This is a genomic window from Pseudomonas sp. PDM24 (genome assembly GCF_019218905.1).
Taxonomy (GTDB): Bacteria; Pseudomonadota; Gammaproteobacteria; order Pseudomonadales; family Pseudomonadaceae; genus Aquipseudomonas.
This window is the reverse complement of the sequence record NZ_JAHUWR010000003.1, coordinates 90,753-112,744: the sequence shown is the minus strand read 5'-3', so window position 1 is coordinate 112,744 and position 21,992 is coordinate 90,753. Positions and strand designations below refer to the sequence as shown.

At 59.5% G+C, this 21,992-nt stretch carries 15 protein-coding genes; 5 read left to right on the top strand and 10 right to left on the bottom strand.

Annotation, left to right across the window (positions count from 1 at the left end):
• Window positions 1-114: 114 nt before the first annotated feature.
• From KW837_RS12180 to KW837_RS12170, 3 genes are all read right to left on the bottom strand, one after another.
• Window positions 115-1,962, bottom strand: a complete 1,848-nt coding sequence (locus tag KW837_RS12180) for an amidohydrolase (protein WP_218396728.1) — start codon at window positions 1,960-1,962, stop codon at window positions 115-117.
• Window positions 1,963-2,266: 304 nt separating this feature from the next.
• Complete coding sequence (locus KW837_RS12175; protein WP_123495039.1) at window positions 2,267-2,581, bottom strand: SCP2 sterol-binding domain-containing protein; 315 nt, start codon at window positions 2,579-2,581, stop codon at window positions 2,267-2,269.
• Window positions 2,582-2,645: 64 nt separating this feature from the next.
• On the bottom strand, window positions 2,646-3,356 hold the full coding sequence (locus KW837_RS12170) for a histidine phosphatase family protein (protein WP_218395975.1): 711 nt from the start codon (window positions 3,354-3,356) through the stop codon (window positions 2,646-2,648).
• 202 nt (window positions 3,357-3,558) lie between these two features.
• On the opposite strand from KW837_RS12170, the gene sohB reads away from it, so the two are divergent.
• Both sohB and KW837_RS12160 read left to right on the top strand, forming a co-directional pair.
• Window positions 3,559-4,581, top strand: a complete 1,023-nt coding sequence (sohB, locus tag KW837_RS12165; RefSeq protein WP_218395973.1) for a protease SohB — start codon at window positions 3,559-3,561, stop codon at window positions 4,579-4,581.
• A 191-nt stretch (window positions 4,582-4,772) separates the two neighbouring features.
• Window positions 4,773-8,714: a dermonecrotic toxin domain-containing protein gene (locus tag KW837_RS12160; protein ID WP_218395971.1), complete on the top strand. Its 3,942-nt coding sequence runs from the start codon at window positions 4,773-4,775 to the stop codon at window positions 8,712-8,714.
• A 44-nt stretch (window positions 8,715-8,758) separates the two neighbouring features.
• Here KW837_RS12160 and KW837_RS12155 read toward each other — a convergent pair whose 3' ends face one another.
• Both KW837_RS12155 and KW837_RS12150 read right to left on the bottom strand, forming a co-directional pair.
• On the bottom strand, window positions 8,759-9,253 hold the full coding sequence (locus KW837_RS12155; protein WP_063340169.1) for a DUF934 domain-containing protein: 495 nt from the start codon (window positions 9,251-9,253) through the stop codon (window positions 8,759-8,761).
• Entirely contained in the window at window positions 9,237-10,895 is a 1,659-nt protein-coding gene (locus KW837_RS12150; RefSeq protein WP_192343736.1) for a nitrite/sulfite reductase, read from the bottom strand. The genes KW837_RS12155 and KW837_RS12150 overlap by 17 nt, the downstream gene beginning before the upstream one ends.
• A 520-nt stretch (window positions 10,896-11,415) precedes the next feature.
• Between KW837_RS12150 and KW837_RS12145 the strand changes: the two genes are divergently transcribed.
• On the top strand, window positions 11,416-12,501 hold the full coding sequence (locus KW837_RS12145) for an ABC transporter substrate-binding protein (protein ID WP_218395969.1): 1,086 nt from the start codon (window positions 11,416-11,418) through the stop codon (window positions 12,499-12,501).
• Window positions 12,502-12,507: 6 nt separating this feature from the next.
• On the opposite strand, the gene KW837_RS12140 is transcribed toward KW837_RS12145, so the two are convergent.
• Both KW837_RS12140 and metH read right to left on the bottom strand, forming a co-directional pair.
• Window positions 12,508-12,729 (bottom strand): DUF2970 domain-containing protein, encoded by a 222-nt coding sequence (locus KW837_RS12140; RefSeq protein ID WP_123356846.1) that lies wholly within the window; start codon window positions 12,727-12,729, stop codon window positions 12,508-12,510.
• A 155-nt stretch (window positions 12,730-12,884) separates the two neighbouring features.
• On the bottom strand, window positions 12,885-16,595 hold the full coding sequence (metH, locus tag KW837_RS12135) for a methionine synthase (RefSeq protein WP_218395967.1): 3,711 nt from the start codon (window positions 16,593-16,595) through the stop codon (window positions 12,885-12,887).
• 155 nt (window positions 16,596-16,750) lie between these two features.
• On the opposite strand from metH, the gene KW837_RS12130 reads away from it, so the two are divergent.
• Together KW837_RS12130 and nfuA are read left to right on the top strand one after the other, a co-directional pair.
• Entirely contained in the window at window positions 16,751-19,036 is a 2,286-nt protein-coding gene (locus tag KW837_RS12130) for a fatty acid cis/trans isomerase (RefSeq protein ID WP_218395965.1), read from the top strand.
• A gap of 249 nt (window positions 19,037-19,285) precedes the next feature.
• Window positions 19,286-19,870 carry a Fe-S biogenesis protein NfuA gene (gene nfuA, locus KW837_RS12125; RefSeq protein ID WP_007941757.1) on the top strand — a complete coding sequence of 195 codons (585 nt, stop codon included), beginning with the start codon at window positions 19,286-19,288 and terminating at the stop codon, window positions 19,868-19,870.
• 174 nt (window positions 19,871-20,044) lie between these two features.
• On the opposite strand, the gene cobM is transcribed toward nfuA, so the two are convergent.
• The 3 genes from cobM to KW837_RS12110 form a co-directional block, all read right to left on the bottom strand.
• Complete coding sequence (cobM, locus tag KW837_RS12120) at window positions 20,045-20,791, bottom strand: precorrin-4 C(11)-methyltransferase (protein ID WP_063340164.1); 747 nt, start codon at window positions 20,789-20,791, stop codon at window positions 20,045-20,047.
• An 82-nt stretch (window positions 20,792-20,873) separates the two neighbouring features.
• A complete protein-coding gene (locus KW837_RS12115; protein WP_007898224.1) occupies window positions 20,874-21,287 on the bottom strand; it encodes a cobalamin biosynthesis protein in 414 nt (137 codons plus the stop codon).
• The gene (locus KW837_RS12110; protein ID WP_218395963.1) at window positions 21,284-21,991 is read right to left on the bottom strand and encodes a CbtA family protein; all 708 of its coding nucleotides are present in this window, start codon (window positions 21,989-21,991) and stop codon (window positions 21,284-21,286) included. Before KW837_RS12110 ends, KW837_RS12115 begins: the two co-directional genes overlap by 4 nt.
• Window position 21,992 lies beyond the last annotated feature (1 nt).

Here is a 21,992-nt window from a genome sequence, read left to right as displayed (position 1 = left end):
AGCGGGCTTGCTCGCGAAGACGGTTCAACATTCAACAGTGATGTTGACTGTCAGTCCGCTTTCGCGAGCAAGCCCGCTCCCACATTAGATGGATGGTGTTTGGAAATATTTTGTTCAAAACGCAAAACACGAACAGCCAAACGCCCCCCAGAACCCTTGGAAGTCACTGACCGGCGCCGACGACAACCGTGCCCGCTCATGGCTGTGGGCATGCACCGCGCAAGCGCCCACGCATTGATGAACCTGAGCCGTCAGCGGCGCCAGGGGTTTCCAATGCCCCGGTACGTTCACCACCGGCGACCATTCAGGCACTACCGGAATCGGCGTAGGCCCCAGTTTTTCGAACTCGACGCTGCCGTAGACGATCTTGCCGTCGACAATGGTCAGCACCGACTCGATCCATTTGATGGCTTCGTCTTCGATGTGGAAGTAGTCCGCCGACAGCGCAATCAGGTCCGCCAGTTGCCCGACTTTGATCTGGCCTTTCTTGCCTTGTTCGGAGGAAAACCAGGCGCTGCCGTGGGTGAACAGTTCCAGCGCCGTATCACGGCTCAAACCTTGCGGGTACAGCGCCAGCCCGCCGACGGTGCGGCCGCTGACCAGCCAGTACAGGGAAGTCCAGGGGTTGTAGCTGGAGACTCGCGTGGCATCGGTGCCGGCGCCCACTGGCACACCCTCGGCCAGCATGCGTGCGATCGGTGGTGTCGCTTCGGCCGCCTTCGCGCCGTAACGGTCGACAAAGTACTCGCCCTGAAATGCCATGCGGTCCTGGATGGCGATGCCGCCACCGAGCGCTTTGACCCGCTCGATGTTCCGTGGGCTGATGGTTTCGGCGTGATCGAAGAACCATGGCAAACCGTCGAACGGAATATCCCGGTTGACCTTCTCGAACACGTCGAGCATGCGGCTGATGGATTCGTTGTAGGTGGCATGCAGGCGGAAGGGCCAACGCTGTTCCACCAGATGTCGCACCACCGGCTCCAGCTCCTGCTCCATGGTCTGCGGCAAGTCTGGGCGAGGTTCGAGGAAGTCTTCGAAATCGGCTGCCGAGAACACCAGCATTTCCCCGGCACCGTTGTGCCGCAGGAAGTCATCGCCCTGACCGTAATGGGAGCTGCTGGTCCAGTTTTTGAAATCGGTCAGCTCTTCCTTGGGTTTTTGGGTGAACAGGTTGTAGGCAATGCGCACCGTGAGCTGTTGGTCTTTGGCCAGTTGCTGGATGACTTGATAATCGTCCGGGTAATTCTGATAACCGCCGCCGGCATCGATGGCGCTGGTGACGCCCAGCCGATTGAGTTCACGCATGAACTGGCGGGTGGAGTTGACTTGATACTCCAGCGGTAATTTCGGTCCCTTGGCCAGGGTCGAGTAGAGGATCATCGCATTGGGCCGGGCGATCAGCATGCCGGTGGGGTCGCCATTGGCATCGCGCTGGATCTCGCCGCCCGGCGGGTTTGGCGTGTCGCGGGTATAGCCGACCACTTTCAACGCCGCGCGATTGAGCAGGGCGCGATCATAAAGATGCAGAACGAATACCGGGGTGTCCGGCGCGGCCTTGTTCAGTTCTTCAATCGTCGGCAAGCGCTTTTCGGCAAACTGGAACTCGTTCCAGCCACCGACCACCCGCACCCATTGCGGCGTCGGTGTGCGATCGGCTTGATCCTTGAGCATGCGCAAGGCATCGGCCAGAGATGGCACGCCTTCCCAACGCAGCTCAAGGTTGTAGTTCAGGCCGCCACGGATCAAGTGCAGGTGAGAGTCGTTGAGACCGGGAATCACCGTGCGGCCATGCAGGTCGATGATTTGGCTGCCGGGGCCTTGCAGGGCCATGGCCTGGGCGTCGCTGCCGACCACCACGAAGCGTCCGTCCTTGATCGCGACGGCACTGGCCTGGGGTTTCTTGCGGTCAACGGTGTGCAGGCGTCCGTTGTACAAAATCAGGTCGGCTGGGGTATCGGGCATGGCTTTACTCCCTGCGAATAGTGGGCTGACCCAGGCACCGACGGCGCCTGCCGAGAGGCCTTGCAGTACACGGCGACGGCTGAAGTCGTTGTGCTCGTCAGGTGGGCTCATGGCAGCGTTCTCCACAAAGTTCTTCACAAAGAAGCGGGGATCAACAGCCGATGTCTGACGCATGCGGCCAGAAGGAATATAGTCGGCAAATCCACAGATAGCCGTTTCCGAGGGCGAAAAACGACGAATCCCGCCACGAGGGGCGGGATTCGTTTGCAGCCAGACGTACTCCCGAAAGACGGGAGCGGCGTGCTTAGCCCGGGAACAGCTCGGACAGTTTCATGGCCAGCATCATGTCGCCTTCAGCGCGCAGTTTGCCGCCCATGAACGCTTGCATGCCGTCGGTCGAACCGTCGACGATGCCTTGCAGGGTTTCGCCGTCCATGACCAGAGTCACCTGGGCGTCCGGGTTCTCGCCTTCTTGCAGTTCGCAGGTGCCGTCTTTGACGATCAGCGAGAAATTCTTGGTGTCGTCGATGCGAAAACCGAATACCAGGTCCAGACCGGCAGCAGCGGCTGGGTTGAACTTGGCTTTCATTGCTTGTACGGCATCAGCTACGGAGGTCATGGTTCGATCCTTTCTTGGGTAATAAGAGCTGGGTGATTACAGCCAGGGTCACAATAATCCGGACTCAGCGAAACGTGATGAGTTCCGGGGCCTTCAGCAGTTGCAGGTGTGCATGACTGTTGAAGGAAGCCAGGGCCACCTCGCGCCCGCGAAACTTGAGCAGGTTGAGCGAGGTGTTGACGATTTGCCAGTTCAGTTCAAAGGCCTGCTTTGCGGGCATTTGCGTAATGAGGTGGAGCAGGGCAGTGATAGTGCCGCCGGAGGTGAACACAGCGATTTTCTGGGTATTGTCGGCTTGTTCGAGCAATCGATGCAGACCGCTCTGTACGCGTTCGACGAAGCCCAGCCAGCTTTCCAGTCCCGGTGTGTCGTAGGTGCCGGCGAGCCAGCGCTCGATGATCAAGGCAAAGATGCGTTGGAATTCAGCACGGTTTTGTGCGGCGTTGCGCAGGATATCCAGCGCTTGAGGCTCGTCCTCCAGCATCGCCGGCAGCAGGGCGCGGATCACTGCGTCGGCATCGAATTCGTTGAAGGCGGAATCGATTTCCAGCACCGGCACCGGCATCCCGACGGCGGCGAATTGTTCCAGCGCGCTGTTGGCGGTGTGTTGCTGGCGGCGCAGGTCACCCGACAGGCAGCGATCAAAGCTGACACCGAGTTCGGCCAAGTGCTGGCCGAGGAGTTCTGCCTGGCGAATACCGGTCGGCGACAGGACGTCATAGTCGTCTGCACCAAAGGAGGCCTGGCCATGTCGAATCAAGTAGATGCTGCCCACGTCCGCGTCATCCCGGTACGTTGAAGGTTTGGCGAGGTTATGAGGATGGCGGTGAGCTGTCAATGAAAAAACATACGCTTGTTTGAAATGCCCGTTACAGGCCTGTTGCCAGAGGTTTCACGGCTGGCCGTCGGGCCGGCGGATGGGTATGCTGGAGGTATCCCGCGCGTGTCTGTGCCGCGCATTGATTGAAGGAGTCCCTGTGGAGCTTTTGTTCGAGTACGCCATTTTTCTGGCCAAGACCGTGACTCTGGTGATTGCCATCCTGGTGGTCCTGGCCAGTTTTGCGGCGTTGCGCAGCAAAGGTCGGCGCAAGTCGGCCGGTCAGCTGCAGGTCAGCAAACTCAATGATTTCTACAAAGGGCTGCGCGAACGCCTGGAGCAAACCTTGCTCGACAAGGATCAGCTCAAGGCCTTGCGCAAGTCCCAGGCTAAAACCGAGAAAAAGCAAAAGAAGAAACCCGAGGTCAAACCACGGGTGTTCGTGCTGGATTTCGATGGTGACATCAGGGCGTCAGCCACTGAGAGCCTTCGCCACGAAATCACCGCGCTGCTGACCCTCGCCACGCCCAAGGATGAAGTGGTGCTGCGCCTGGAAAGCGGCGGCGGCATGGTCCACAGCTATGGCCTGGCGTCTTCGCAACTGGCGCGGATTCGTGAAGCCGGCGTGCCGTTGACCGTGTGCATCGACAAGGTCGCGGCCAGCGGCGGCTACATGATGGCGTGCATCGGCGAGAAGATTATCAGTGCGCCATTCGCGATCCTCGGCTCGATCGGTGTTGTGGCGCAGTTGCCCAACGTCAATCGCCTGCTGAAAAAACACGACATCGACTTCGAAGTACTGACGGCTGGCGAGTACAAGCGCACCCTGACAGTGTTTGGCGAAAACACCGAGAAGGGCCGGGAGAAATTCCAGGAAGACCTGGACATCACCCACCAGCTGTTCAAGAATTTCGTTTCCCGCTATCGCCCGCAATTGGCCATCGACGAAGTGGCCACCGGTGAAATCTGGCTGGGCATTGCGGCGCTCGACAAGCAACTGGTGGATGAACTCAAGACCAGCGATGAATACCTTGCCGAACGCGCCAAACAGTCCGAGCTCTATCACTTGCACTACGCCGAACGCAAAAGCCTGCAGGAGCGCATCGGTATCGCGGCCAGCGGTTCGGTCGATCGTGTATTGCTGAGCTGGTGGAGCCGCTTGACTCAGCAACGCTTCTGGTAAGCCTCTGGCAGGCGTCTCCGGAAAAAATCAAAACCGCGGATTTCCGCGGTTTTTTTTGTCCGGCATTTCAGACTGTTCACTTTCCTGCGAACTCTGCGAAACGTCCTAACTGGCCTGCCGATCATTCCGACTTACGCTTGAGTTGCGGCTGGGTATTCTGGTGGCTCCCAATAGTTTGCAATGGAATGCACATGAATGATCACGCCCATGGCGACGCCCCAACGCGCAATGTCCTGATGCGTAACGAACTGAAGGCCGCGGTGGAGACCGCACTTGCGCAAACTCCCGCTCAGTTTGGTGAGCGCTTGATCAAGGAGAAGTGGGGAGCCGACATTGATCCGCAGACAGCCCTGCTGGTAACGCTCGACTATAACTACCATGGGCATCCTCCTGAGAACGGTGTCCACCAGGGGCGGGTGGGAAGTTCTCGCACCCTGATCCAGGCGCTGCTTGGCAATTATCAGACGGTGGGCGACGGGCGCTTCGGCGAAACCGCGTTTGGGCTGTACACACCGCCCGACATCGGGCCGTCGGTGCGCATTGTCGAGAAGGTCGATGAGTTTGCCTATGTGGGCAGCGGCAACCATGACACCTATGAAGGGATTTACCGCGCCACGGTTCCGCAATCCTATGGCCCGCACACGCAAATCAATCTGCGGCCTGCCGATTTCAAACAGTGGGTCTGGGGGTTGTTTCTTTCCCGTCGATACCAGACTTATCTTGATCAGGCCTGGCCGTCGGACGCGGTCATTGCTGCTCCCGGTCCTTATGCCCTGAGGACATCAGTCAAGGCGGCTTTTGTCATGGCGGCCCGGCTGCAATATCAAGAACGGTGCCTGTCCCGAAAGGGACTGGAACTCGCCATGCAAGCCGCCGGGTTGCCTGCCGCGCAGACTTGGGAGACGCTGACAATCGAGCAACTGCAAGCGCCTACAAGGATGCCTTCGAGCGTCGAGGCGAGTCGGTTGAAACTGTACCGTTATACGGCAACCGATATCTGGTGTTTTCGAGCGCGATCAGGCGCCAGGGTGCTGCTGTACATCCCCGGCAATTCTTCACCGTTGCATGAATTCAACGATAGCCGGCAGTTGCGTCAATGGATCGTGGCTCAGGGCAGGGAGGCCGATACGAAACAGGCACTGGCGGCTCACTTTTGCGAAGAGGATCGCGAGGACGGCACCTTTCATGCGGGGGTACTGACCGCACTGGAGGGCATGGCGGTTTATCCCGGGATGCACAGGCTGACGAAGAATGCCGGGTTCTTCAACGATGATGGCCATTGGGATCCGGACGACTACATCAATTTTGATCGCTCACCCAGCTCATCCGACCCTTTTGCGCAGTTGGTGAGCTCCATGAAGCAGGCCGCCCAAGACAGCGTCAAGACCATCCGCGACGATGCCCAGGTCAACCGTGACAATCTGAGCGCTTTCGTCGAACCGATCGTGCAATGGATCAACCGGTTCGGGCCACTGGCGTTGTTTGTGCCCGGAGGTGAGGGATTGTTGGTGCTGGCCGGGCTTATTGACGCCGGTTACGGTCTGGATGAGGCCATCGAGGGGAAAACGGCCAGTGAGCGTTCTGAAGGCGTGACGCGAACCGTGTTCGGCTTGCTCAACGCACTGCCGCTGGCCGGGGCTGGCGCTTCGTTAAAAGGCGAAGGCGCCGAGGTCGCCGCGCTGGCCAGGGCCGTGCACGGGGCCGAGGAGCCCGCTGTGCGGCTCGATAGTACGCCGGTGGACGCTCCACCCGTTCATGTCGCCCCTCTGGAGTCGGCCGCGCAGATGCCGACCCGTCTGAGCCTGCTGCGAGGGATCGGCGCCCCGGTGGACGCCTTCAGCGACGAAGTGCTGACGCAAATCGGCAAGGTCAGCGCCGTTGATGACGATCTGCTGCGAATGATGCAGGCCGGTCGTCAACCCACGCCTGTGTTGGCCGACACTATCAGCCGCTTCAAAATCGATCAGGACGTCGTGGAGGCCATCGATAAAGCGCAGGTTGACGGGAACGAGGCATTGCAGGCCCGGCGAGTGGCGTTATTCAACGCTCGCTATCAGGCGCTCCAGCACTCGGAGCATGAATGGGTCCGATTGTTTCAACAGCAATATCCCGGCCTGCCGAAAAGTGCGGTGGAGCAGATGCTTGATCGCTGTGGCATAGCGTTCACAGAGACGCCGGATGCGATCGAGATCAAGAGGGTATTCAGGCAACTGGATGGCAAGGCACGCCAGTATCAGCAGCATGTGAGGCTGACCCGTGCTTACGAAGGCCTTTATCTGCGATCCGTGGCCCATTCTGATTCGGACACGCTGGCCTTGCATTCGCTGAGAAACTTGCCCGGATGGCCAAAAGGCCTGCGAATCGAGGTGCTAGACGGCTCGCTGCAAGGTCGGGTGCTGGATCGTTGCGGTTCGCTTGATGCGGCTGATTGTCGTCGCTTGATCAAAATCGGCGACCACTATCAATACGTCGATGTGGCCGCCCAGGCCATCGCGCACGCGGACTTTTACGGGGCCGTCATCGGGGTGTTGTCCGCGGATGAGCGGGCGGCGCTGCAGTTGCAGTCGCTGAACCCGGCCAACGAACTGAAGCTCAACCTTCGCGACCGGACGCTATCGCGCGCCGAGTTCGGCCTGGGCCTGGGCAGAATGGACGGAGGGTTGCCTTTTGAAATGCAGGGCTTGAGGGGCGGCGGCTTTCCGACGACCCTCCAGGCTGCAGCGTTGACTCACGAGACGATGAGACTGCAAGTCAAGGACCTCTATCCCGACTTCGGCAACGCGCAGGCCGATGAATGGCTGCAACATGCCGGAGCAAGCGCTCAATCACGCCTCGATGGTCTGAAGCAACAGTCTGAGCAATTGAGTACGGATTTGACCAGTTGGATCGACCGGTCCCTGCAGGATATCGATGACATGGACATCGACTTTCTGGCCGCTGGCGACGAGGACGCTGTGGGCATGACTCATGCGCAAATCGCGGAGCATAACGTCGCGCTGGTGCAGCACACGATGGAACTCGAGCGCGACACCCGGATAGAACTGGCTGACGAGCTGATCTCAATCTGGCAAAAGTGTCCGCCGCAGGCCAATCGCCTTTATTCCGGCGAAGCGTTAGCGGGATACAAACTGGATCTGGATTTCGAGGACTACCACCGCTTGCCGATCATGAACATCAAGTTCAACGAGGTGATCGAGTTGTCGATGCGCGGATTTCAGCTGACGGAGCGTGAGAGCTTGAACGGGTTCCTGGAGTCTTTCCCCAATCTGCGGGTATTGAATCTGGAGAAAGTCGATCTGCGGCTATCTAACGCCATGGGGGAGCTGGAGAGTGTTTTGCCGCCTGCAATCGCGCGAATGAGCCATCTCACAACGCTGAATCTGAAAGACACGTTTCTCAAATTCAGGGAGAACACGGCGTCGCAACTGAGTGACTTGATTAACTTGCAATCACTGGACCTGAGTGAAAACCCCCTGAGTGTTTCGCCTGTGTTGTTAGGGATGGACAACCTGCGCGAGGTGAATTTGAGGAAAACAGGGATCAGTACGTGCCCGATCGGGATTAGGGACGAGCCCTACCTGACGTCGCTGGACCTGCGTGACAACCGGATCACCCGGGTTCCGTCGGCGGTGTTGAGCCAGGCCATTGTTCGGGGGCGAGTGCAGCTTTGGGGCAACCCGTTAACGGACGAAGACACATTGCGGCGCCTGATCAGCCATCGACAGCGCACAGGGATCAACCTGTGGTTGAACGCGCCGGGTCCCGGTTATGGCAATCCAGAGGCGTGGTTACAACAGGGGGAAGAAGCGCTGCAGCAGGTCAGGCGAACGATCTGGCAGCAACTGGCGGTCAAGCCGTCAGGCAATCGTTTCCTGAGGCTCATCGACGGGCTCAGCCTGACGGCGGACTTTCAGGTCGACTATCTGGCGTTGCAAGCGAGGGTCTGGCAACTGTTGAGCGAGGCGCAGGCATCGGACGAGTTGTGGAACTGGCTGAACCGGGTGGTCGAGGTCACAGAGGTCGATGCTGAAAATCCGTTGGGGATTTTCATGTCGCTGGAGGATCGGGCCAGGCTTTATCGCGATTGGGTAGCGATGGGGCGGCCCTTTCCGGTGATCACCGAGCAGGCCTAGAAGAGGATGGCCTTGAACCCCGCAAAGGGTTCAAGGCCAGGACATCAACGGCGACGGAACAGCGGCAGCGGTTCGTCGGTGGCGGCCTGATAGGTCACAGAGAAGTCCTTGAGGCCTTCAAGGGCTTCGTACGGGTCTTTATCGGCGCGAATCGCAAACGCGTCAAAACCGCAGCGGTGCAGGTAGAACAACTGGTCGCGCAGCACATCGCCGATCGCCCGCAGTTCGCCTTTGAAACCATAACGGTCACGCAGCAAGCGAGCATTGGAGTAGTTGCGTCCATCGGTGAAGGCCGGGAAATTCAAGGCGATGACCTGGAAATTATCCACGTCTTCACCGATTTCTTCGGCTTCTTCATCGGCATCCAGCCACACACCCAAGCCGCCATCGCGGGCCTTGAGCATACGGCTGTGTTCGCGCCACAGCTGCAACGGGACGATCAGGTCGTCGCAGTTGCTGATCTCGTCGATATTGAAATCTTTCGGCAGCAAGTGCCAGGTTTCGTCGACGACTTCGTTGTTCTTAATTATTCGCTGCATAGACGCGCTCCTTGAAGAGGTCGATGCCGATACGCTGATAGGTGTCGATGAAGCGTTCGTCTTCGGTACGTTGTTCGATGTACACGTCGATCAGCTTCTCGATCACGTCAGGCATGGCTTCCTGTGCGAAGGACGGGCCGAGGATCTTGCCCAGGCTTGCATCGCGACTGGCGCTGCCACCCAGGGACACCTGGTAGAACTCTTCGCCTTTCTTGTCGACCCCGAGAATGCCGATGTGGCCGACGTGGTGGTGACCACAGGCATTCATGCACCCGGAGATGTTCAGGTCCAGCTCGCCAATGTCGAACAGGTAGTCCAGGTCGTCGAAACGGCGCTGGATCGACTCGGCGATCGGGATCGACTTGGCGTTGGCCAGCGAGCAGAAATCACCGCCCGGGCAGCAGATGATGTCGGTCAGCAAGCCAATGTTCGGCGTGGCGAAACCTTGCTCGCGCAACTCGCCCCACATCGCGAACAGTTGGGACTGTTCAACGTCGGCCAGAATAATGTTCTGCTCGTGGGAAGTGCGCAGCTGACCGAAGCTGTAACGATCGGCCAGGTCGGCAACGGCGTCGAGCTGCTTGTCGGTGATGTCGCCCGGTGCAACACCGGTCGGCTTCAGGGACAGGGTCACGGCCACATAACCCGGCTTTTTGTGGGCCAGGGTATTGCGGGTGCGCCAGCGCGCGAAGCCCGGGTGTTCTTTATCGAGTTCGGCCAACGCCAAGGTCTGGTTGTCCAGCGCCTTGTACTCCGGATCAACGAAGTGTTTGGCCACGCGATGCACTTCGGCCTCGGTCAGCGTGGTCTGGCCACCGCGAAGGTGTTCCATTTCCGCGTCGACTTTCTGCGCGAACACTTCAGGCGTCAGGGCCTTGACCAGAATCTTGATCCGCGCCTTGTATTTGTTGTCGCGACGGCCGTAGCGGTTGTAAACCCGCAGGATGGCGTCGAGATAGCTCAGCAAGTCCTGCCACGGCAGGAACTCGTTGATGAACGCGCCCACCACCGGCGTACGGCCCAGGCCGCCACCGACCAGCACACGGAACCCCAGTTCGCCCGCGGCGTTGTGCACTGGTTCAAGGCCAATGTCATGGACTTCAATGGCCGCACGGTCGGACGTCGAACCGTTGATGGCGATTTTGAATTTACGCGGCAGGTAGGCGAATTCCGGGTGGAACGTGGTCCACTGGCGGACGATTTCGCACCATGGACGCGGGTCGATCAATTCGTCGGCCGCGACACCGGCGAACTGGTCGGTGGTGACGTTGCGCAGGCAGTTGCCGCTGGTCTGGATCGCATGCATCTGCACGGTCGCCAGTTCAGCCAGGATGTCCGGGATATCTTCCAGGGCCGGCCAGTTGAACTGCACGTTTTGCCGGGTGCTGATGTGGGCGTAGCCCTTGTCGTAGTCGCGGGCAATTTTGGCCATCATTCGCGTCTGGCGCGAAGTCAGTTGGCCATAAGGCACCGCCACCCGCAGCATCGGGGCAAAGCGCTGGATGTAAAGGCCATTTTGCAGGCGCAGGGGGCGGAATTCTTCTTCGCTCAGCTCGCCTGCCAGATAGCGTCGGGTCTGATCACGGAACTGCTTGACGCGGTCCTCGATGATCCGCTGATCGTACTCGTCGTATACGTACATATAAGTCCTGTTCTCAGGCTTGGGCCGGTTGGATACAGCTGCGTTTTCGCTAGCTTTCATCCGATACAGCCTCGGCAATTCTGCGCGCACGGCCGCGCACTCCCAACGGAGCCGACGCAAGATACCAGTTTGCAGTTATGCGCAAAAGTGATGTTTGAGTATATGCAAAGAACCAAAACGACTAATGAAACTCATGGGGGTAAAACCCACATTTGTGGTGCGGGCAATCATCGTCTTAACTGTGGTCGAGTCTTTATGCAATCACCGATAAAACCGACAAGAGGCGATGCAATGAGCAACCCAACCAAAGCAGGGAAAAGCGATAGCACGGTCGATGCCTGGGCGATTTTGTTCCTGATCATCCTGGTCGTGGGCACAGCGGTGTTCTGGGTCAGTCATCAATAAACGACCCCGTCCGGGCCCGGCGCCGACGATTGTCGGACAGAAGCCGGAATAAGCGCCGTTCCAAGGGAATTCGCTGGCTATAATGCGCAGCGGATTTTCGGGGCTCGGACGATTAATGTTGAAGTTCTTCTGTGGTGTAGTGCTGGCGCTTGGTACGGTCTTGGGACCGTGTGCCCAGGCCGCGTCCGTATTGTTCCTCAATCCCGGGACTACCCAAGAGGTGTTCTGGGTCAGTTACTCGCAGTTCATGCAGGCCGCAGCCAAGAACCTGGGCATGGATTTGCGCATCCAGTATTCCGAGCGAAACGCTGAAACCACACTCAAGCAAGCCCGCGAAGCCCTGCAAGGGCCGAATCGACCGGATTATCTGGTGTTCGTCAACGAACTGTATGTTGCGCCCGAAATCCTGCGCCTGGCTCAAGGCAGCGGTGTGAAGCTGTTTTTGGTCAACAACGGCCTGACCGCAGACCAGATGCGCTTGCTCGGCGCCCAGCCGCAGAAGTATCCCGACTGGTTGGGCAGCCTGGTGCCCAACAATGAGGAGGGCGGCTACTTGATGCTCAAGGAGCTGATTCGCCTGCATCGACCGGTCGCGCCCGGTCAGGTCATTGATCTCGTGGCCTTCTCCGGCCTGAAGATCACGCCAGCCGCGCAACAGCGTGAGAAGGGCATGATGCGGGCATTGGCCGAACACCCTGAAGTGCGGTTGCGCCAGTTGGTCTATGGCGGCTGGACCCGCGAGCGCGCCTATGAACAGGCCCGGTTATTGTTCAAGCGTTATCCGCAAACGTCGCTGGTCTGGTCGGCCAACGATGAAATGGCCTTTGGTGCCATGCAGGCCTACGCCGAAACGGGCGGCCAACCCGGCAAGGACGCGCTGTTCAGCGCCGTCAACAATTCACCGACTGCGTTACAGGCGCTGTTGGAAGGGCGGTTGAGTGTGCTGTTGGGCGGGCACTTCACTCTGGGTGGTTGGGCCTTGGTGCAACTGCATGACTACGAGCAGGGCGTGGACGTCAGCCAGTACGGCGGGCGCGACCGGCAGATTCCATTGTTGCAGCTGATCAATCACGCACAAGCCAAGCGGTTGCTGGCGTTGAGTGCGACTCAGGATTATGGCGTGGATTTCCAGAAGCTCTCCGCCAAGGGGCGACCGACGTCGTATCGCTACCCGTTCAGCTTGCAAGCCCTGATGCACTGAGCCGGTTCAGATACCCGCCAGGTACACCACCAGTTTGACGATGCCAAACAGCGTCAACGCGAACACTGCCGTGAACAGAATCCCCAAAATCACGAAATGACTCGGCTTACCGTGGGTGAAATCCCGGGCCCGGTTCTTCCCGCTCTGCACCCCGAACGCCGCCGCCAAGACGCTGTGCAGCATCTGCCAGAAGGTCGGTGGCTTGTTGTTGTCGACTGGATCGTCCATAAATCCCCCGTCACGCATGCATGTAAAGCAAGCATAGACAATCCACGCAGTCCTGTAGGAGCGAGGCTTGCCCGCGAAGAACGATAATGCGGTTCCCTGTGAGACCGCGTTATCGTTCTTCGCGGGCAAGCCTCGCTCCTACAGGGGATGGGGGGTTAGTTGTCGTAACCCAGGTTAGGCGCCAGCCAACGCTCGGTCACGCTCAGCTCCTGGCCTTTGCGCGAGGTGTAGCTCTGCACCTGATCCTTGTCGATCTTGCCCACGGCGAAATACTGCGCCTGCGGGTGAGCGAAGTACCAGCCGCTGACCGCTGCCGCCGGGAACATGGCGTAGTGCTCGGTGAGGAACACGCCGCTGCGGCCGGCTTTGAGTTCTTCCGCTTCCGGGTCCAGCAGTTTGAACAGCGTGGCTTTCTCGGTGTGATCCGGGCAGGCCGGGTAGCCTGGAGCAGGGCGGATGCCGGTGTATTGCTCTTTGATCAGCGCCTCGTTGTCCAGCGTCTCGTCCTTGGCGTAGCCCCAGTAATCTTTACGCACCTGTTGGTGCAGCCACTCGGCACAGGCCTCGGCCAGGCGGTCGGCCAGGGCCTTGACCATGATCGAGTTGTAGTCGTCGCCCGCATCCTGATAGGCCTTGGCCACTTCTTCGGCGCCGATCCCGGCGGTGGTGATGAAGCCCCCCACGTAGTCGGTCACGCCGCTGTCCTTGGGCGCAACGAAGTCGGCCAGGGAGAAGTTCGGTTTGCCGTCGGTCTTGATGATCTGCTGGCGCAAGTGGTGCAGCTTGGCCAATGGCTTGCCGTCATCGCCGTAGACTTCGATGTCATCGTCGCGCACCTGATTGGCCGGCCAGAAACCGAACACCGCACGGGCGCTGATGAGTTTTTCGTCGATCAGCTTGGCGAGCATTTCCTGGGCATCGGCGTACAGCGCGGTGGCGGCTTCACCGACCACTTCATCCTTGAGGATGCGCGGGAATTTACCGGCCAGGTCCCAGGAGATGAAGAACGGTGTCCAGTCGATGTACTCGGCCAGCACCTTCAGGTCGATGTTATCCAGCACCTTGGCGCCGGTGAACGTCGGTTTGACAGGTTCGTAGCTGCCCCAGTCGAACTGCGGCTTCTTGGCGATGGCCACCGGGTAGCTCAGGCGTTCGGTACGGGCGCTGCGATTGGCGGTGCGCTCGCGAACGTCGATGTATTCCAGGCGAGTCTTCTCGACGAAACCGGCCTTCAGCTCCTTGGACAGCAATTGCGTCGCCACGCCCACAGCGCGGGAGGCGTCGGTGACGTAGATCACCGCGTCGTTGCTGTACTTGGGCTCGATCTTCACCGCCGTGTGCGCCTTGGACGTGGTCGCGCCACCGATCATCAGCGGCAAATGGAAGTCCTGACGCTGCATCTCGCGGGCCACGTGAACCATCTCGTCCAGTGAAGGCGTGATCAAGCCGGACAGGCCGATGATGTCGCATTTCTGTTCTTTGGCGACTTGCAGGATCTTCTCCGCCGGCACCATCACGCCAAGGTCGACGATGTCGTAGCCGTTGCAGCCCAGCACCACGCCGACGATGTTCTTGCCGATGTCGTGTACGTCGCCCTTGACCGTGGCCATCAGGATCTTGCCCTTGGCTTCCGGCTTGTCACCTTTTTCCAGCTCGATGAACGGGATCAAGTGGGCCACGGCCTGCTTCATCACGCGGGCGGACTTCACTACCTGCGGCAGGAACATTTTACCGGCACCGAACAGGTCGCCGACGATGTTCATACCGGACATCAGCGGCCCTTCGATCACTTCGATCGGGCGTGCAAAGGACTGACGCGACTCTTCGGTGTCTTCGACGATGTGGGTGGTAATGCCTTTGACCAGTGCATGTTCCAGACGCTTGTTGACGTCCCAGTTGCGCCACTCTTCGGTCTCGGCTTCCTTGACGCTGCCGTCGCCCTTGTACTTGTCGGCGATGGCGAGGAGGGCGTCGGTGCCTTCCGAAGTGCGGTTGAGGATCACGTCTTCGACGGCGTCGCGCAGCTCGGCAGGGATCTGGTCGTAGATCTCCAGTTGGCCGGCGTTGACGATACCCATGGTCAGGCCATTACGGATCGCATACAGCAGGAACACCGAGTGAATTGCCTCGCGCACCGGGTTGTTGCCACGGAACGAGAACGACACGTTCGACACGCCGCCGGAAGTCAGGGCGTACGGCAGTTCGTCGCGGATGTAGGCGCAGGCGTTGATGAAGTCCACAGCGTAGTTGTTGTGTTCTTCGATACCAGTGGCCACGGCGAAGATGTTCGGGTCGAAGATGATGTCTTCCGGCGGGAAGCCGACTTCGTTGACCAGAATATCGTAGGAGCGTTTGCAGATTTCTTTCTTGCGCGCTTCGGTGTCGGCCTGGCCAGCTTCGTCGAAGGCCATCACCACCACCGCGGCGCCGTAGCGTTTGCACAGTTTGGCGTGATGAATGAACTGCTCGACGCCTTCTTTCATGCTGATCGAGTTGACGATGCCCTTGCCCTGGATGCACTTGAGGCCGGCTTCTATCACTTCCCACTTGGAGGAGTCGATCATGATCGGCACGCGGGAGATGTCCGGTTCACCGGCAATCAGATTGAGGAAGGTCACCATGGCCTTCTTCGAATCTAGCATCCCTTCGTCCATGTTGATGTCGATCACCTGGGCGCCGGCTTCGACCTGCTGCAGGGCGACTTCCAGGGCTTCGGTGTAGTTGTCTTCACGGATCAGACGGGCGAATTTGGCGGAACCGGTGATGTTGGTGCGCTCGCCGACGTTGACGAACAACGAGCTGCGATCAATGGTGAACGGTTCCAGGCCCGACAGGCGGCAAGCCTTGGGAATGTCCGGAATCTCGCGCGGCGCATAGCCGGCCACCGCTTTGGCGATGGCTTCGATGTGCCCCGGCGTGGTGCCGCAGCAGCCGCCGACGATGTTCAGGAAGCCGCTTTGGGCGAATTCTTCGATGACCTTGGCGGTTTGGGCCGGCAGCTCGTCGTACTCGCCGAATTCGTTTGGCAGGCCGGCGTTCGGGTGCGCGGAAACGTGGGTGTTGGCCTTGTTCGACAGTTCTTCCAGGTACGGGCGCAACTCGCTGGCCCCGAGGGCGCAGTTCAGGCCGACCGAAATCGGTTTGGCGTGGGCCACGGAGTTCCAGAACGCTTCGGTGGTCTGGCCCGACAGGGTGCGGCCGGAGGCATCGGTGATGGTGCCGGAGATCATGATCGGCAACTCGACGCCCAGTTCTTCGAACACGCCTTGCACGGCGAAGATCGCCGCTTTGGCGTTGAGGGTATCGAAGATGGTTTCGATCAGGATCAGGTCGGCGCCGCCTTCGATCAGGCCTTTGGTGGCTTCGGTGTAGTTCTCCACCAGCTCATCGAAGGTCACGTTGCGGTAGCCAGGGTTGTTCACGTCCGGCGACAGCGAGCAGGTGCGGCTGGTCGGGCCGAGTACGCCAGCGACGAAACGCGGCTTGTCCGGGTTCTCGAGAGTTTTCGCATCGGCAATCTTGCGGGCCAGGCGAGCGCCTTCTACGTTCAATTCGTAGGCGAGTTCTTCCATGCCGTAATCGGCCATGGAAATCCGGGTGGCGTTGAAGGTGTTGGTTTCCAGTATGTCGGCGCCGGCGTCCAGATAGGCCTTCTCGATGCCGCCAATCACGTCAGGACGTGTCAGCACCAACAAGTCGTTGTTGCCTTTGACATCGCTCGGCCAGTCGGCGAAGCGTTTGCCACGGTAATCCTGCTCCTCGAGCTTGTAGCTCTGGATCATCGTACCCATGCCGCCATCGAGAATCAGGATGCGCTCTTTGAGGGCGTGCTTGAGAGCTTGAAGGCGAACGCTGCGATCGGACATTTGGACTACTCGGTAAGGCCATGACGAAGGGCCGGAATGATAACAAACCTGTGCGCTTTTGGAGCATGTACGGGTTTTGCATGAATATCGTTCATGTTGGTGCGCAGGCCAGACCGGTAGAATCGCGGCGTTTTCTCATGATCAGGACCAGGGATATGTCGTATCGCGTCGTCACCAGCCTATTGATGCTGTTTTTAAGCGGGGGCGCCGCTGCGCAAGGTCCGGACATTTCCTACGCCCGGGACATCCAACCGATCTTCACTGAAAAGTGCGTGGCCTGCCATGCCTGCTACGACTCCGCCTGTCAGCTCAATCTGGGCAGTGGTGAAGGGGCGGCCCGAGGTGCAACCAAGGCGCCCGTTTATGATGGCGAACGCAGACAGGCCGCAGCGCCGACCCGGCTGTTTTATGACGCCTTTGGCAAACGCGCCTGGCAGCAAAAAGGCTTTTATTCTGTGCTCGACGCCCAAGGCAGCCAGGCGGCGCTGATGGCGCGCATGCTCGAACTGGGCCACAAAACGCCGTTGCAACCCAACGCCAAATTGCCGGAAGACATCGTCCTTGGCCTGAATAGGGAAAATATGTGCGCCATGCCGGCGGAGTTCGACGGCTACGCCAGCTCCCACCCGAAAGAAGGCATGCCGTTGGCGGTCACCGGCCTGACCGATCAGCAATACCAGACGTTGCAACGTTGGCTGGCCTCCGGCGCGCCAATCGATGAACAGGGCCTGGTGCCCAGCGCCAAGGAAGCCTTGCAGGTGGTGCAGTGGGAAAACCTGCTCAACGCGCCGGGTGCCCGGGAGAGTCTGGTCGGGCGCTGGCTGTTCGAGCACTGGTTTTTGGCGCACCTCTATTTCAAGGACGGCGAGCCGGGGCATTTCTTTCAGTGGGTACGTTCGCGCACACCGACGGGACAGCCCATTGACTTGATCAACACTCGCCGCCCGAATGACGATCCGGGCACTCAGGTCTACTACCGTTTGTGGCCGGTGCAAGGCGTGATCGTGCACAAGACCCACATCACCTATCCGCTCAGCGCGGCGAAGATGGCGCGGATCAAAAGCCTGTTCTACAGCGGCAACTGGCAGGTCAACGCGCTGCCAGGTTATGGGCCGGAGCGACGGGCCAATCCGTTCACGACCTTTGAGGCTATCCCGGCTCAGGCGCGTTACCAGTTCATGCTCGATAACGCCGAATACTTTGTGCGCACCTTTATTCGTGGCCCGGTCTGCCGCGGCCAGATCGCCACCGACGTGATTCGCGACAACTTCTGGGCGTTGTTCCAGGCCCCGGAGCATGACCTCTATATCACCGACCCGAATTATCGCGGCCAGGCCACGCCGTTGCTGGCGATGCCAGGGCAGAACGATGATGTTGGCAGTGTCCTGAGCCTATGGCGCGACTACCGTGACAAACGCAACGAATACGAAGCCTTGCGCCGGGACAGCTACGCCGACCTGCCGGCACCGAGCTGGTCGACCCTGTGGGCCGGCAATGACAACGCTTTGCTGAGTATTTTCCGGCATTTCGACAGCGCCTCGGTGAACAAAGGCCTGATCGGTGACGTCCCGCAAACCATTTGGCTGTTCGATTTCCCGTTGCTGGAACGCACGTATTACCAGTTGGCAGTCAACTTCGATGTGTTCGGCAATGTATCCCATCAGGCCCAGACCCGGTTGTACTTCGACCTGATTCGCAACGGTGCCGAGCAGAACTTCTTGCGCTTGATGCCAGCCGACTCGCGGGACGGCTACCTCGACGATTGGTACCAGAACGGCGGCAAGCTCAAGATGTGGCTGGATTACGAGTACATCGACAATGACAAACCCACGGCACTGACGCTGGACGAAAAGGACCCGAAACGCGATTTCGCCCTGCAATTGCTGGCCCGGTACGGCGAACTCAACGCCAACCCCGACCCGATCAACCGCTGCGACGGTGCCTACTGCTCGCGGCCGAACATCGATCTGGCCTTGCAGAACGCCGAACAGGCCTTGAGCCGCCTGACTTCACGTCCGTCTGCGGGGCTGAAGGTCATCGATCAATTGCCAGAAGCCACGATGCTGCGCATCGAGACTCAAAGCGGCAAGCGCGGGGTCTATAGCCTGCTGCGCAACCGGGCCCACAGCAACGTGGCGTTCCTGCTGGGTGAGTCGCGGCGCTATCAGCCGGGGCTCGATACGTTGACGATTTATCCGGGTGTACTCAGCAGCTACCCGAACTTCATGTTCAACATTCCGGCCGGCCAAGTGCCCGCTTTCGTTGATGCGATGGAAACCGCGAAGGACGCTGCCAGTTTCGAGAAAATCGTCGAACGCTGGGGCATTCGCCGCAGTCATCCGCAGTTCTGGCAATATTTCCATGATCTGAGCCGCTACATCCACGACACCGACCCGGTGGAAGAGGGCGTGCTGGACATGAACCGCTATGAGAATCTTTGATTGAAGGCCTGAACACGCACCCCCGAACCCTGGCTGAACCCCTGTAGGAGCGAAGCTTGCTCGCGAAAGCGGTCTGACATTCAGCATAGATGTCGACTGTTGGACCGCTTTCGCGAGCAAGCTTCGCTCCTACAGGGGGCGACGGTGATCGGATGTTCATCGACAGGCACACTTTCCCGACAAAAATACTAGGACTTTGTCCGGCGCGATGATTGGCGTAAACTGCGTCCAAGCCTGCGAGGAGTTTCCATGACCGCTATTACCATTACCGACGCCGCCCACGATTATCTGGCTGATCTGCTCTCCAAGCAGAACACCCCGGGTATCGGCATCCGCGTCTTTATCACCCAGCCTGGCACCCAGTACGCCGAAACCTGCATTGCCTACTGCAAGCCGGGCGAAGAAAAACCCGAAGACACCGCGCTGGGGCTTAAAAGCTTCACCGCGTACATCGATCACTTCAGCGAAGCCTTCCTGGACGATGCAGTCGTCGACTACGCCACCGACCGCATGGGCGGCCAATTGACCATCAAGGCGCCAAACGCCAAGGTACCGATGGTCAACGCCGACAGCCCGGTCAACGAGCGCATCAACTACTACCTGCAAACCGAAATCAACCCGGGGCTGGCCAGCCACGGCGGTCAGGTCAGCCTGATCGATGTGGTCGAAGACGGCATCGCCGTGCTGAAATTCGGCGGCGGTTGCCAGGGCTGCGGCCAGGCAGACGTCACCTTGAAGGAAGGCATCGAGCGCACCTTGCTTGAGCGTATTCCTGAGCTCAAGGGCGTTCGTGACGTGACCGACCATACGCAGAAAGAAAACGCCTACTACTAAGTAAGGTGTTCGCTGCAAACATAAAAAACGGCGCCCCGTGAGCGCCGTTTTTTATGGGTGAAATTCACTGACGCCTTCGCGAGCAAGCCCGCTCCCACATTAGATCTTCACTGGACACAGTATTTGTGTTCGAAGCAGATCCACTGTGGGAGCGGGCTTGCTCGCGAATAGGGCCTATGGGCGATACAAATGCGCATGCCCCGCGCGATACAACGATGATTCACTGAAGTGATCGCTGCCCAACACCCGGCCCACCAGAATCAGCGCCGTCCGGCGAAATCCCTTGGCTTGAACCTTCCCGGCAATATCCGCCAGCGTCCCCACCACCCAGTCCTGATCCGGCCAGGTTGCCCGATGAATCACCGCGATCGGGCAATCGGCGCCGTAGTGCGGCAGCAATTCAGCAAGGATTTTCTCCAGATGATTAACCCCCAAGTGGATCGCCATGGTCGCCCCATGCTGCGCCAGACTGCCCAGTTCTTCACCGGCCGGCATGGCGGTCTTGTCGGCGTAGCGGGTCAGAATCACGCTTTGTGACACGTCCGGCAGGGTCAGTTCAGCACCCAAAAGCGCCGCGCAGGCGGCGGTGGCTGTGACGCCGGGAATGATTTCGAAAGGGATGTCGAGTTCACGCAAGTAGCGAATCTGCTCGCCAATCGCCCCGTACAGGCTCGGATCGCCGGAGTGCACCCGGGCTACGTCTTGGCCGTTGGCATGGGCGGTCTTGATCAGCTCGATGATCTGTTCCAGGTGCAATTCGGCGCTGTTGACCACCTGTTCGGCGCGGTGGCCGTCCAGTACAGCGGCGGGGACCAGGGAGCCTGCATAGATGATGACCGGGCAGCTACGAATCAGCCGCTGGCCTTTGACGGTGATCAGTTCCGGGTCGCCGGGGCCTGCGCCAATGAAGTAGACGGTCATCGTCGTGTCCTGTCAGAAAAAGGGTATGGGCACGCTTCAGATGAAGATTGCTCATGATCGAAGGCGAGGATTATCGGAGATTTTACGCGGCACTGGCCAATGCGAGGGTAGCCTGGGCGTATTTTTGTCGTGGAATCAGCAACTTTGCCGGTGCCTGAGCCAATTGTTCGGCCAGTGCCAGCGCGGCACTTTCCGCTACGCCGTAACAGCCGGTGCGTTCGAACGCGATGTCCGAGTGGTGGCTGAGTTGCGGTTCATAACCGGCCAATTGTTCGCTGCTGAAATACATCAACGGCAATGCCAGTTGTTCGGCCAGTTCGATCAGGGCGGGTTCTTCGCGCTTCAGGTCGATGCTGGCCAAGGCCTTGATCTCACGAAGCTCGATTTGATGGGCCTGTAATGCCTGATCAAGCAGCGCCCGCAGCGTGCTGACGGGGCAGCCGCGCTGGCAGCCCAGGCCGACCACCAGGGTCGGCGCTGCGCTTACGTCAGTCATGCGCAGTATTGGCCATCGCTTTTGCGGCGGAACAACCAGGCGCTGATCAGGCCCAGGGCCAGCCAGAACGCCATGTTGGTCAGCTGCGAAGCGATTTTGAACTGCGCTTCCAGGGCTTGCGGCGCGAGCATCGAATGGACTTCCGGTTGCGGCGCGCCAATCACATGAGGCACGGCCAGGATTGCCACACCAAGGATCTTCATCAGCCAGTGGCGGCTGAATGCGATCAGCGCGATGCCGACTGCTGTGGATGCGGCGGTGCCAATCCACCAGATCTGCCGTTGCGCCAGATCCGCCGCGGCAGTACCCGGCAGTTCAGGTGGCAGGCCGAGGGTGGGCGCCAGCACGAACGTCGCATAACCGGCCAGACCCCAGAGCAAGCCCTGAGAGGTACGGCGTGGAGCGCGCAAGGTGTAGAGGCCCGCGAGCATCAGGGCGAAACCGACCGCCACCACCAGATTGCCGCCGGTGGTCGACAGCACGCGCTGCCAGCCGTCTTCCGGCTCCCAGGCTTCGGCATCGTGGGTGTGAGCGGTGACAGCTCCCGCGGCGTGCTCGTGGATTTCAACCGCGGCAGGCTCGGATTTTTCGTAGGTCTCGGCCTGCAGAATCAGCGGAGCCACCCAGAAGCTTTGCAGCAGGGTCAGCAGCAGGGCGGCCAGCAGCCCGGTGAAACCTGCGGTTTGCGCAATACGCTTGATCATG